Origin of the sequence: Lysinibacillus sp. FSL R7-0073, assembly GCF_038009065.1 — a bacterium.
Lineage (GTDB): Bacteria > Bacillota > Bacilli > Bacillales_A > Planococcaceae > Lysinibacillus > Lysinibacillus fusiformis.
The window spans coordinates 984657-998032 of sequence record NZ_JBBPAS010000001.1 but is presented as its reverse complement, the minus strand read 5'-3'; the positions used below and the strand labels follow the sequence as shown (position 1 = coordinate 998032).

At 38.0% G+C, this 13376-nt stretch carries 12 protein-coding genes; 1 reads left to right on the top strand and 11 read right to left on the bottom strand.

Annotation, left to right across the window (positions count from 1 at the left end; all coding sequences use genetic code 11):
• Window positions 1-39: 39 nt before the first annotated feature.
• The 6 genes from ctaG to cyoE all read right to left on the bottom strand — a co-directional run bounded on the left by ctaG (window position 40) and on the right by cyoE (window position 6147).
• On the bottom strand, window positions 40-963 hold the full coding sequence (gene ctaG, locus MKY88_RS04690; RefSeq protein ID WP_008173948.1) for a cytochrome c oxidase assembly factor CtaG: 924 nt from the start codon (window positions 961-963) through the stop codon (window positions 40-42).
• A gap of 182 nt (window positions 964-1145) precedes the next feature.
• On the bottom strand, window positions 1146-1490 hold the full coding sequence (locus MKY88_RS04685) for a cytochrome C oxidase subunit IV family protein (RefSeq protein ID WP_012293127.1): 345 nt from the start codon (window positions 1488-1490) through the stop codon (window positions 1146-1148).
• Window positions 1490-2116 carry a cytochrome c oxidase subunit 3 gene (locus tag MKY88_RS04680; protein WP_008173951.1) on the bottom strand — a complete coding sequence of 209 codons (627 nt, stop codon included), beginning with the start codon at window positions 2114-2116 and terminating at the stop codon, window positions 1490-1492. Before MKY88_RS04680 ends, MKY88_RS04685 begins: the two co-directional genes overlap by 1 nt.
• Entirely contained in the window at window positions 2116-3999 is a 1884-nt protein-coding gene (ctaD, locus tag MKY88_RS04675; RefSeq protein WP_069480258.1) for a cytochrome c oxidase subunit I, read from the bottom strand. The genes MKY88_RS04680 and ctaD overlap by 1 nt, the downstream gene beginning before the upstream one ends.
• A 41-nt stretch (window positions 4000-4040) precedes the next feature.
• Window positions 4041-5129 carry a cytochrome c oxidase subunit II gene (gene coxB / locus MKY88_RS04670; protein ID WP_069480257.1) on the bottom strand — a complete coding sequence of 363 codons (1089 nt, stop codon included), beginning with the start codon at window positions 5127-5129 and terminating at the stop codon, window positions 4041-4043.
• A 100-nt stretch (window positions 5130-5229) separates the two neighbouring features.
• Window positions 5230-6147 carry a heme o synthase gene (cyoE, locus tag MKY88_RS04665; RefSeq protein ID WP_193831110.1) on the bottom strand — a complete coding sequence of 306 codons (918 nt, stop codon included), beginning with the start codon at window positions 6145-6147 and terminating at the stop codon, window positions 5230-5232.
• 336 nt (window positions 6148-6483) lie between these two features.
• Between cyoE and MKY88_RS04660 the strand changes: the two genes are divergently transcribed.
• Window positions 6484-7407 (top strand): COX15/CtaA family protein, encoded by a 924-nt coding sequence (locus MKY88_RS04660; RefSeq protein WP_340813070.1) that lies wholly within the window; start codon window positions 6484-6486, stop codon window positions 7405-7407.
• Window positions 7408-7455: 48 nt separating this feature from the next.
• On the opposite strand, the gene MKY88_RS04655 is transcribed toward MKY88_RS04660, so the two are convergent.
• The 5 genes from MKY88_RS04655 to MKY88_RS04635 all read right to left on the bottom strand — a co-directional run bounded on the left by MKY88_RS04655 (window position 7456) and on the right by MKY88_RS04635 (window position 13360).
• A complete protein-coding gene (locus MKY88_RS04655; protein WP_069480254.1) occupies window positions 7456-7644 on the bottom strand; it encodes a hypothetical protein in 189 nt (62 codons plus the stop codon).
• Window positions 7637-8257, bottom strand: a complete 621-nt coding sequence (locus tag MKY88_RS04650; protein ID WP_258267905.1) for a TetR/AcrR family transcriptional regulator — start codon at window positions 8255-8257, stop codon at window positions 7637-7639. Before MKY88_RS04650 ends, MKY88_RS04655 begins: the two co-directional genes overlap by 8 nt.
• Before the next feature lie 131 nt (window positions 8258-8388).
• Complete coding sequence (gene pyc / locus MKY88_RS04645) at window positions 8389-11823, bottom strand: pyruvate carboxylase (RefSeq protein ID WP_340813069.1); 3435 nt, start codon at window positions 11821-11823, stop codon at window positions 8389-8391.
• Window positions 11824-11835: 12 nt separating this feature from the next.
• On the bottom strand, window positions 11836-13017 hold the full coding sequence (locus tag MKY88_RS04640) for an FtsW/RodA/SpoVE family cell cycle protein (RefSeq protein ID WP_069480251.1): 1182 nt from the start codon (window positions 13015-13017) through the stop codon (window positions 11836-11838).
• 61 nt (window positions 13018-13078) lie between these two features.
• A complete protein-coding gene (locus MKY88_RS04635) occupies window positions 13079-13360 on the bottom strand; it encodes a YlaN family protein (RefSeq protein ID WP_004224778.1) in 282 nt (93 codons plus the stop codon).
• Between the last annotated feature and the right edge of the window lie 16 nt (window positions 13361-13376).

Below are 13376 nucleotides of genomic sequence, written 5' to 3'. Positions count from 1 at the left end.
TATCAAAACCCCTTATACAAAGTAAATTTCTATTTTTAATTAATGTTGCTGTTGACTCTCCCATTTTTTTTGATGGGCAGCTAATGCATCAGCAGTAATTTTATCTGGATCTTTTTGTTCAGCACGATACCATTTTGTAAAGATGGCACCTAATAAGATACCAAAAATCAGCTCTTGAATGATTTTCATTAGGACGCCACCTAATTGCTGATCAGCAACAGGTTTCATATCCGTAAATAACTCAGGTCCTGATAATGATAGTCCCGACAACGTAGAGGCCGGAACACAAAGCTCCATTGCCTTTAACCAAGCATCACCATTCGTATACGTTTCATACATAGCATTAGGTGCAAAAATGATCAATCCACAGGCAGGAGTTATTAAAACGGCATTGGCAATAATATAGCCTAATTTATGCAAGGGCTTCATTTGATCTTTACCTGGCATATTTTGAATTAAAGGCCAGTACATGAAAACCGCTGATAGAAATAAGACAAATGTATAGGTACCATGTAGTGTTTCATTTAATTTAATATAATCCAATACATCCGGTAAGTGATAGAAGGAAAATAGACCAATAAACACAAACACTGCAACTACTGGTAATGTTAGTACTTTAAATATAGTTCTAACAACTGGTGCTTCAATCGCAACCTTCCAAACCCACCAAGGTATTCCTTTAATTAAGAAAATCGGTACAAGCAATAATAAAATAGCCATTTGAACCATATGCATCGTAAACATAATATGAGCCATTAAATCAACTGGAGACCCTTTAATGATATAAATGGTAATCATCGCTAATACAAAATAAATTGCTTGTCCCTTTTTTAAAGGTTCGCTTTCTTTAAAATCCTGACGCCACTTTACTGTGACTAAAAAATAGACGATTGTTATAAAAACAAGAACCCCTATTAAATATGGGCTCCATAACGCTTGGAAACCAAATATACTAAGTGGCATATAGAACGCACTCCTTTAAACTTCAGTACTCCTATTATAAAACGCTTACAGCTATACTGCAATGAACGAAAGGTGAACAAATGTTAAGTTTGCCAGTGTTTGCTTCTTTTTGCAACCATCACTAAAATTTAAAATACAAAAAGCACGTTCGTACAAAGTGACGAACGTGCTTTTTTTGGTGATTACCACCAAATAATTGTTAAGAATGCTAAGAAGAATGTAAATGCAATTAAAATCCCCATCCACATGAAGAATCCAATAACTCCACCGAAGTGTGTTTTTTTGTCTTCTAAGTGCATGAAAGAATACAGTTGAAGTACAACTTGAACACCCGCTAATAATAAAACGAATGGCATAATTAAGTATTTAGAAAAATCTGCTGCAACTACTGCGAATGCGATAAAAGTAAAGAAAATCATAATCGCAAAGTTGAGTACTTGTTTACGCATATGAACGGCATTATGATGACGATCATACTCATATTGTGCCTGTGATTTAGCAACTATAGGTGTATCGTGTGAAGACATTATCCGATCACTCCCATCAAGTAAACTACTGTAAAGATGAATACCCAAACAACGTCGATAAAGTGCCAATATAAAGCAGCTACGAAGAATTTAGGTGCATTGTACAAGTTTAAACCACGTTTAGCATTACGAATCATTAAAGTTGCGATCCATACAAGTCCTAAAGTTACGTGGAAACCATGTGTACCAACTAAAGAATAGAATGCAGTTGCGAATGCAGATTGGTTAAATGTAAAACCAAGATGCACATAGTGTTGGAACTCATAAATTTCAAGAGCTAAGAAACCAAGACCTAAAGCTAAAGTAATTGCTAACCAAGTTTGCATCCCTTTAAAGTTAAAGTTACGCATATGGTAAATTGCATAAACAGATGTTAGCGAAGATGTTAAAAGTAACATCGTCATAGCAAATGCTAATGGTAATTCAAATAACCCTTGAGTTGTGAACTCCATGCCAGCTGGCCCTTTGTTCTTAAGCGCTAAATAAGTAGCGAATAAACTTGCGAAAAGTACAACTTCACAGGCAAGGAAAATCCAGAAACCAACGACTTTGTTTTTACCTTCCAGCGTTGCTTGTTCAGGATGATCTGGCCAAGTATGAGGAGTAAATTTAGTATTGAAATCCATTATTTATTTCCCCCTTTGCCATAAAGTTGTTCTTCAATTTCAAGAATTTCTTCTTTGTGTAAATGGAAGCCGTGATCATCTTTAACAGAACGGACAATCATTGCACCAAATGTAATTGCAAGACCAGCAATTAAAATATAGATTGACCAAGGTTTATCTGCATCAGGATTATAAAGTGCACCGAATGCTGCAATAAACATACCTAATGAAATAACGAATGGAATCGCTGAGTTATTTGGCATATGAATATCGCCTAGTGGCTCAGCAAATGTAACTTCTTTGTTACCTTCTTGTTTTTCAATCCACCATGGATCTAAACCACGAACAAGAGGTGTTTGACGGAAGTTGTAGAATGGAATTGGTTGTGGAATTGACCATTCTAATGTACGTCCATCGCCCCATGGATCGCGACCTGCTGGTTTGCCTTTGATAGACATTAAGCAGTTGATTACCATTAAGATAACCCCTACACCCATCATTAATGCACCGATTGTAGAGATATAGTTGAATTGATCCCAACCTTGACCTTCCATGTAAGTGAATACACGACGTGGCATCCCCATTAAACCAAGGAAGTGTTGAACGAAGAACGTTAAATGGAATCCGATAAAGAATACCCAGAAAGTAATTTTACCAAGCGTTTCGTTTAACATACGGTTGAAGAAAATTGGCCAGTAGAAATGTGCTGAACCAAATAATGCAGTAACGATACCACCAACGATTACGTAGTGGAAGTGAGCTACGATAAAGTAAGAATCATGTAATTGGTAGTCAAGAGGTGCAGATGCTTGCATAACCCCTGTAACACCACCCGCAACGAATGACGGGATGAAACCAAGTGCATAAAGCATTGGCGTTGTAACTTTAATAGATCCGCCCCAAATTGTTAGGATCCAGTTAAATACCTTCATACCTGTTGGAACCGCAATTGCCATTGTTGCAACAGCGAAGATAGCGTTTGCTGTTGGTCCAAGACCAACTGTAAACATGTGGTGGGCCCAAACCATAAACCCTAAGAAACCGATTAAAATTGTTGCGAATACCATTGAAGAATATCCGAATAAACGTTTACGAGAGAACGCTGGGATAATCTCAGAGAATAATCCGAACGCAGGTAATACTAAGATATAAACTTCTGGGTGTCCGAAGATCCAGAATAAGTGTTCCCAAATAACTGTGTTACCACCCATTGTATGGTCAAAGAAGTTACCACCGAACATACGGTCAAATAACATCATTAATAAACCAATTGTTAATGGAGGGAATGCGAATAAAATTAATGCACTTGATACAAGAGCTGTCCATGTGAATAATGGCATACGCATGAATGTCATACCAGGAGCACGCATCGTGATAATCGTAACGATGAAGTTAAGACCCGAAATTAAAGTACCTGCCCCTGAAATTTGTAAACCAAGAACATAGAAGTCAATACCATGCCCTGGAGAATATAAAGATAATGATGCATAAGAAGTCCAGCCCGCATCAGGAGCGCCACCCATAAAGAATGACAGGTGAAGGAATACTGCACCTAGGAAGAATAACCAGAACCCTAATGAGTTAAGGAACGGGAATGCAACGTCACGTGCACCAATTTGTAATGGTACAAGCATGTTCATAAATGCGAATAGTAATGGAGTAGCAGCTAGGAATAACATTGTTGTTCCGTGCATTGTTAATAATTCATTGAAAAAACCAGCTGACACGAAATCGTTATTTGGTTTCATTAACTGAATACGCATTAATAACGCTTCAAAACCAGCGATAGCGAAGAACAATGTACCGGCTAATAAATACATGACTGCTAACTTTTTATGGTCAACAGTAGTAATGTAATCCCAGACAGTTGCTCCAAAGCCCTTTTTCTGTGTGTATGAGCTCACAACTTTTACCTCCCTCAAAAATTTGTTACATAGAACGGAAATTATTTTTCAACTGATAAGCCCATGATATAAGTTGCAAGAGCTTCAATTTCTTCGTCAGATAAATCGCCGTATATAGGTGCAGTACCCTCAGCATTCATCATTAAGTTACCTGGTTTAAATTCCTCAGGGTTTTTAATCCAAGCTTTTAAGTTTTCTTCATTGTGTTCTAAGAAACCAGCAACGCGGTTACGGTCACCAAACGTAGTTAAGTTTGGACCTGGAGTACCGCCTGCTCCTGAACCAGAGATAGCATGACAGCCTAAGCAGCTGTTAGCAAAAGTTGCTTCGCCAAGATCTGTTGAAGCTTTGTCAGCTGTTTGTCCTTCAGTTGCTTTCATTGCATCAACCCAAGCGTCAAATGCATCTGGGCTTAAAGCTTTTACTTTAAAGTCCATTAAAGCATGTGATGGTCCACATAATTCAGCACATTTACCATAAAATACGCCATCTTTTAGATCTTTCGATTCTTTATCAAATACTAAGTAGAATTTGTTTAAGTTTTCGACGTTTGTATCCATTTTACCGCCTACAGCAGGAATCCAGAATGAGTGCTTAACATCGGCAGCTTTTAAATTAAAGTAAACCTTTTCACCTGTTGGTACTACTAGCTCTTGAGCCGTTATAATACCTTGGTTAGGATATTCGAACTCCCACCAGTATAATTTGGCTGTTACATTGATTGTTAGGGCAGTTTTATTCCCCTCCTCATCTACCTCATCCATTGCAGCAACATCTGCAAATTTATAAGTAGTTGTAACAACTGGTACAGCAATAATTAATAATAAAATAATTGGTATAACTGTCCAAATCACTTCTAACGTATGACTACCCTCTACTTGCTTAGGGATAACGTTTTCACCAACGCGTGAACGACGGTATTTCAGGAATGCAAGTAAATAAATAACGGATACTATTACCACTACTAGCGTCATAATTACAGTAGTTAACAGTAATAAGTTTAATTGTTGTTTACCTACTTCTCCAGATGGTTTTAGTGTAGAAAGATACTCTTCACCACAACCTGAAAGGAAAACCATCATCACTGCTAGAAGTGAAAAAAGACGCCATTTTTTAAGCCCTTTCATCATAGCTTAATTAAACCCCTCTTTCTTTGTTGTATTTTCATGTGTACATAGGACATTAGTTCTGTCTATATGAATTCTTTAGAAAAAGAAAGAATTCCTAAATTTAGCTAAACACCGCAAATATTATGATGGATACAAATAGTATGGTCATATGATTCAATGAATAAATAAACATTCTATTTGCCCATTTCATATCATCTTTTGCTGTAAAGCCTTTCAGAGCTAGTATTAACCAACCCAAGTTCAATGTAGTAGCAAGAGTTAAAAAGCCAATTCCAAGCTCCGGTAAAAGGAAAGGTAACGGTAATAATAAAAGAATCCAGAATAACATTGAGTACTTTGTACGTTTAAATCCCTTTACAACAGGTAGCATTGGTATTTTAGCTGCACGATATTCCTCCGTACGTTTCATAGCAAGCGCGTAGAAATGTGGTGGTTGCCACGCAAACATAATTAGGAATAAGGCAAGTGCTCCTGGACCTAAAGCAGGCTCAACTGCTGCAAATCCAATAATAGGAGGAATAGCCCCTGAAATGCTTCCTACAACCGTGTTACTAACATGCTTTCTCTTTGACCACATTGAATACAGAACGACATAAGCAAATATTCCTGCTAGTCCCCACATGCCGGCTGCAAACGATGCCGCTAATAACAAAATTTCACCTACAATTAAAAATGAGAGGGCAATGGTCAATACAAAATTTGGCTTGAATCTGCCAGTCACTGTTGGTCTTGCCTTCGTTCTTTTCATGATCGGATCTATATCTTGATCAATAAAGTTATTCATTGCACCTGAGCCACCAATGATTAATGCCGCACCCAGCATGGTGAATAAGATGACATCCAGCTCTTGCAAGAAGTGTCTACTAGTAAATTGAAAAGCCAGCCACATCCCTGTAAACGTTGTGACAAGATTCGAGTTTACAATACCAATTTTTATTAGTGCTAAGAAATCTTTTACAACTGATGTTGTTTCTGGACCAGTATTTCTAGTAGCCGCCAGTGTACGACCGTTTGACATTCTACCTCTCCTTTCATTTTTGTAAGCATATTCCGCTAACAATAACTATAGCGAAATTTGCGATTGATTTCTAGACATTAAGTGAAATTTAGATGAAGTTGTAAAAATTAGTTTTGTCTAGAAATATAATTAAAAACAACATATCTATAGTAAAACATTTTCTAAAATGAATTGTGAAGGTTAAAGCACGAAATTATGAACAATTTGTGAAATGAAATCGACATCTAGTACTCCCTTCCCTTTACAAGTTGTTTTTTAAACGTATTTTCGATATTATCTAGTAGCAGAAACATTACTTTCTTGTAATGTTGATAGATAAAGTAGGTGACTCATTTTATGCAACACAACAGATATTTGAAGTGGTTTGCTGTTGCCGCTACGCTAGGGATGCTCCTTATATTACTAGGTGGGGCTCTCGTTACGAAAACAGATAGTGGCTTAGGCTGTGGTCGAAACTGGCCAGATTGTAATGGATCTCTTATTCCAAAGGAGATTACACCGGAAGTCCTTATTGAATTCTCACATCGTCTTGTTACTGGAGTCGTATCTATTTCAATTCTTGTGTTAACAGTTTGGACATGGCGTAAGCTCGGACATATTCGTGAAGTAAAGCTTTTAGGTTTCTTAGCAATGTTTTTCTTAATTGCGCAGGCTCTTATTGGAGCTGCTCAAGTATTATGGGGGCAAGGTGACTTCATCTTAGCACTTCATTTTGGTATTTCTCTTATTTCCTTTGCTGCGGTTCTGCTTCTCTCTATGATTGTATTTGAAGTCGATCGGAAATTTGATGCCGATAAAGTATTTATTGGTAAAAAGTTACGTTGGCATACAATTGCTGTCACAATTTATTCTTATTTGGTCGTTTATACTGGCGCGTTAGTTCGACATACCGATTCTAGCTTAATCTGTCCAGACTGGCCATTTTGCTACAACGAAACACCGTTAGCATCACCAAATAACATGTACGAATGGGTGCAAATGGGACATCGTTTAGCTGTTCTTATTATTTTCATTTGGATTACATACATAACTTGGCACGCTGTGAAAGAATATAAAAACCAACGTGTGGTTTACTATGGTTGGATTATTGCTTTTACTATAGTATTTTTACAAGTGATCGCTGGTATGTTAGTAGTCCTAACGAAGCTGAACTTAACAGTCGCTTTAATGCATTCATTATTAATTTCTCTATTGTTCGGTCTATTATGTTACATGATCATGCTCGTTGCTCGTAGTAACTTCAATGAAAAAATGAAATAGTCTAATAAAAAAGATTCGTTACAATGATGTAACGAATCTTTTTTATGCTTATCGTTGTTTCTTCATAGATTCAGTTCCTATAATTCCTACTATTAAAATAATCATAGATACTAGGGCGTAATCTTTAAAGAATGTTGTAAATGGAATGTCAAAATATCGACAAATTACCGTTACAAGACGGCCGCCTAATAGTATTAAGCCAATGACAAACATCCAATTAAATAAAGCTTTAAGCATTGTTAATTTCCTCTACTTTCATGGCTGTCCAGATGATGTTGATGACCTCTGCACTGTATTGTTCTACTTCTATAGAAAGTGGTCCCCCAATTAACATGTACTCCCCAATAGCTCCTTGAATAATCTTTGCCATTACATGGACAGAAGTGATAGTAAATTTCCCTTGTTCCTTTCCCTTAGATAATATGTTGCTCAAGGCTTTTAATAAAGGATCTTCTCCATCATCTGGCAATTTATAAAAAGGAATCTCATCAGCAGTACGAGCATTAAAAATAATTTCTAGAAGCGCTATATTTTCTTCTGGGTGTGTTGCTTGATAAGCAATACTCGCCTCAATAAAATTAGCTAATTGTGAAGCAGGTTCATCCGCAGCATACGTTTTCGTCAAAATATATGTAGCTGATTGATCAATCAATGCTTGCAGACTTTGTTCAATTAAATCTTGTCGATCTGCGAAATGATACGAAATTAAAGCTGTGCTGATAGAAGCACGTTTTGCAATTTGAGCTAAACTCGACTTCACATAGCCAATATCACTTAAAGTCCTTATAGTCGCATCAATAATTTGATGTTTCCTTGCTTCCTGTATAAAGGTACTTTTATTAGTTTTCATAAACTCTCCATTTAATTACTCGAACATTTTTTTGATTAGTTAATCAAATTTTATACAATTTTTCTTATTTCCACAATAAAAAGGTATGTAGATGTTCAAAATGCATCTACATACCTCTTTTTCACTATCAGTTATTCAATTTCAATCAGCAAATCACCTGTTGAAATAGCATCCCCTGCACTAGCATAAACCTCTTTTATAATACCATCCTTTGGTGCTTGAACAGTTGTTTCCATTTTCATTGCCTCTGTGATCAATAGATGATCACCACGTTTAACAGGGCTTCCTTTGGACACAACGACCTTCAATACAGTACCAGGCATTGTAGCACCAATTTGATTTGGATTACTTGGATCTGCCTTTAATGATAGATTGCCATCTACCTCCACGGTCATATCTTGAATGACCAATTCACGGGATTGACCATTTAGCTCAAAGTACAAGACACGCGTTCCATTGTGTTGCGGTTCGCCGATAGATACCAGTTTAATAATGAGCGTTTTTCCTTTTTCTATTTCGACTTCAATGATTTCGCCAAGCTTTAAGCCATAAAGGAATGTCGGCGTATCGAGAACTGAAATATTGCCAAAGGATTCTGCTGTTTTCGCATACTCTTCAAAAACTTTTGGATAAAGGGCATATGCCAATACGTCCTTTTTCGACACTGGACGATTTAATTTTTCCTCTAGCACTGCCTCCAATTGTTCAAACTGAATAGGTTCTAATAACTCACCAGGTCGAACCGTAATAGCTTTACGGTCTTTTAGCACTACTTGTTGCAATGCCTCAGGGAATCCACCGTGTGGCTGTCCTAGATAGCCTTGGAATAATTCAATAACAGAGTCTGGGAAATCAATCGTTTGGCCTCTTGTTAATACAGTGTTTTCATCTAAATCATTTTGCACCATAAAGAGTGCCATATCCCCTACTACCTTCGAGGAAGGTGTTACTTTTACAATGTCCCCAAATAATAGGTTCACACGGGAATACATCCGTTTGACCTCTTCCCAGCGATCGCCAAGGCCTACTGCTTTTGCTTGTTGTTGTAGGTTACTATATTGCCCACCAGGCATTTCATGTACATAAATTTCCGAATGCGGGCTGATCATGCCACTTTCGAAATCCTTATAGTATTTACGCACATCTTCCCAATAATAAGACAATCTTTCCAATGCGTTGATGTCTGCACATAACTCACGTTTACTACCCTTCATGGCATAGTAAAGTGAATTCGCACTTGGTTGAGATGTGAGACCCGCCATGGACCCTAATGCTGTATCAATGATATCAACACCTGCCTCAATAGCTTTCGCATATAAGTAAATACCATTACCACTAGTGTCATGGGTATGCAAGTGGATTGGCAGACTTGTCGTCTCTTTTAACTCGGAAATTAAACGATACGCTGCTTCAGGCTTCAATAAACCAGCCATATCTTTAATAGCTAGAATATGCGCACCAGATGCCTCAAGTTCTTTGGCCATGTCTTTGTAATATTGCACAGAATATTTCGCACGAGTATCATCCAGAATGTCGCCTGTATAGCAGATTGCCGCTTCCGCAATTTTCCCTGATTGACGGGCTGCATCTATAGCTACTTCCATTCCCTTAATCCAGTTCAAGCTATCGAAAATACGGAATACATCAATACCTGATGCAGCTGATTCTGCGATAAATTCACGGATTAAATTATCAGGATAGTTCGTGTAACCGACAGCATTAGCACCACGTAAAAGCATTTGGAATAACACATTTGGCACTTGCTCACGTAGTTTTGCTAAACGCTCCCATGGGTCCTCCTTTAGGAAACGATACGCCACATCAAACGTTGCACCGCCCCACATTTCCAAAGAGAATAACTGATGCATCATACGAGCTGTTGCATCTGCAATTTGATACATATCATGCGAACGTACACGAGTAGCGAGAAGTGATTGGTGAGCATCTCGGAAAGTAGTATCTGTTAATAGCACATCATCTTGTGCTAAAATCCATTGCACTAAGCCGTCTGCACCCTGGGTATCTAAAATTTGTTTCGTACCAGCTGGTGGCACAATTAAACGGTCTATTTTAGGAATATTCGGTTGAACAAAAATGGGCTTTGATTGCTTTTCCACACCAGGGAATCCGTTTAACGTCACATTACCGATATAGCTTAATAGCTTTGTTCCTCGGTCCTGACGTACTGGGAAATGGAACAGCTCTGGTGTAGTGTCAATAAAGCTTGTATCAAAAGCACCAGATAAAAATTTCTCATGTGTCACAACATTATTTAAAAACGGAATATTCGTTTTGACGCCGCGAATACGGAATTCTTTTAAATTTCGGTCCATTTTCGCAGCAGCTTCTTTAAAGTTCATGCCAGATGTAGAGATTTTTACGAGTAAGGAATCGTAGTACGGTGTGACAACAGCACCTTGGAAACCATTGCCGGCATCTAAACGGACTCCAAAGCCACCACTAGAGCGGTAAACCATTAACTTTCCTGTATCAGGCATAAAGTCGTTAGCAGGGTCCTCAGTTGTTACACGTGCCTGAATCGCATAGCCAATCATTGGCATATCTTCTTGCTTTGGCATATGAATTTCTTCGCTAAACAGAGCATAACCTGCTGCTACCTTAATTTGGGTATGGACAATATCTACACCTGTAATCATTTCTGTAATCGTATGTTCTACTTGAATGCGAGGGTTTACCTCGATGAAATAAAAATCGTTCCCTGCGACTAAAAATTCCACTGTCCCTGCATTTATGTACGAGACATTCTTCATTATTTTCACAGCAGCAGCACAAATACGATTTCTTAACTCTTCGGAAATCGAATGAGAAGGAGCAATCTCAACTACCTTTTGGTGACGACGTTGGATTGAACAATCACGTTCATATAAATGCACAATATTGCCTTGCTGGTCACCAATAATTTGCACTTCAATATGCTTAGGTTTAATAATGGCCTTTTCTACATACACCTCATCAGAGCCAAAAGCAGCTTTTGCTTCTGATTTTGCGCGTTCATAAGCAGATGCAAGCTCCTCAGCTGCATGTACTAGACGCATGCCACGACCACCACCGCCGAGCGCTGCCTTAATCATAACTGGATAGCCAAATGTGCTAGCAAACGCCTCTACCTCTGCTAAATTGGCTACAGGGCCATCTGTACCCGGAATAACAGGAATGTCAGCCGCAATCGCTTGCGAACGTGCTTTAACCTTATCCCCAAACATATCTAAATGCTGAGAAGTTGGTCCAATAAAGATAATACCCTCTTCTTCACAGCGACGTGCAAACTCCACGTTTTCTGATAAAAAACCATACCCCGGATGAATCGCATCAACATCTGCATCTTTTGCGATGGCAATAATACCTTCAATATCTAAGTAGGCATCAATTGGTTTCTTGCCCGCTCCCACTAAATAAGCTTCATCGGCTTTAAAGCGATGAAAAGCACCACTATCTTCTCTTGAATAGATAGCAACAGTTTGGATATTCAGCTCCGTACAAGCACGGAAAATACGAATTGCAATTTCTCCTCGATTGGCTACAAGGATTTTGTTGATTGATTCCATAGGTATCCCCCTTTATGATTCTGTTTTTTTCCTCTCTACCTTTTCAAACATAGAAACATTGATTAATATTCCCATCGCTAAAGATAGGATGATTATAGATGTACCGCCATAGCTTATAAAAGGTAACGTTACACCGGTTAACGGGATTAACCCGGTTACACCCCCAAGATTTATAAACGATTGCCAGCCTATCCAGCTTGCAATACCAGCCGCAATCATGCGTGCCATTGGATCCTTCGTTCGCAATGCAATAGAAAAGCCTTTATATACAATAAATCCTAAACCAGTCAGGACGATTATAACTCCCCATATGCCTAATTCCTCCATAATTATAGCCATAATAAAATCTGTTTGCGGTTCAGGTAAATATCCTAATTTTTGAATGGATTGACCAAGCCCTCTTCCTTCTAAGCCGCCTCCGCCAATTGCATAATAACTATTGGCCACTTGATGACCACTACCATTTTCATATTCGAACGGATTTAAATAAGATAAAATCCGCCCTTTTCGGTTCTCCGTTAATAGTTCTCCCTTGAATAACAAAAGTATACCAAGAATTGCTGCACCGAATGCCGCCAATACACCAAAAAATTTCCAAAACGTTTTAAAAGGAATGCCACTAGAAGCAACGACAGATACGGCAATTCCACATAAAATAATTACTGCCCCTAAATCTGTTTCGAAAGCAACACCAGCAACTACTAGGATCCACAGAAAAATCGGATAAAAAATTTCTGTCGGTTGAAGTTTTTCAAATGTATATTTTTGTGATTTGCGATAAAATGCAGCTGCAAAATATAAAATTATAAATAGTTTTGCATATTCAGATGGCTGAAAGTTTCCTAAACCAGGCACATGTATCCAACTTTGTGACCCTACATCTTCTGCACCATGCCCTGCTATCTTTAGCCAAGTAAATAGAACAGCTAATACGATGGTTAGCATCATCATAATATTCTTATTCGCGTAATGCTTATACGGGAAAAATGCTGCAACAATAAAGCCTAAAAAGGCCACTATTAAATTGGTGATTTGCTTTCGATAAAAATAATCAGGTGCTTCTCCTTCTCGTGCAATAGCGACCATCATACTTGAACTATAAATCATGATTAATCCAAATAAGCTCAATAATAGGACAGTAAAAAATAAAGGGTAATCAAAATTTTGTGCATATCGTTTTAAGTATTGTTTCATCTGAAAAACCTCGTTCTAGTAAAAAAACTCAAAGCGCAAAAAAGCGTTTGAGTTTTTCTTTTTATTTGTCTGTATACGCATCGTGCAGTACAGAAAGTTCTTTCTCGAGTGAATCGAGAATTTCCTTGCCTTTTTCACGTTCAATCAGACCTAGCTTCACAGCAAAATCAATTTCACGAGACAGGCCGAACATTTGTGTATCTAATACTTCCTCATATAAAGGGCATTGTGGCATTGTTAAATGATCCATTTGTACTCGAATAAGGCGAGCAATCTTATCTGCATCAGCAACTAAAAGCTCCAAAGCCTTTTCTTGAAAAGAAGTTTGTGATTTCGTATCCATGAGGACGCCCCCATTA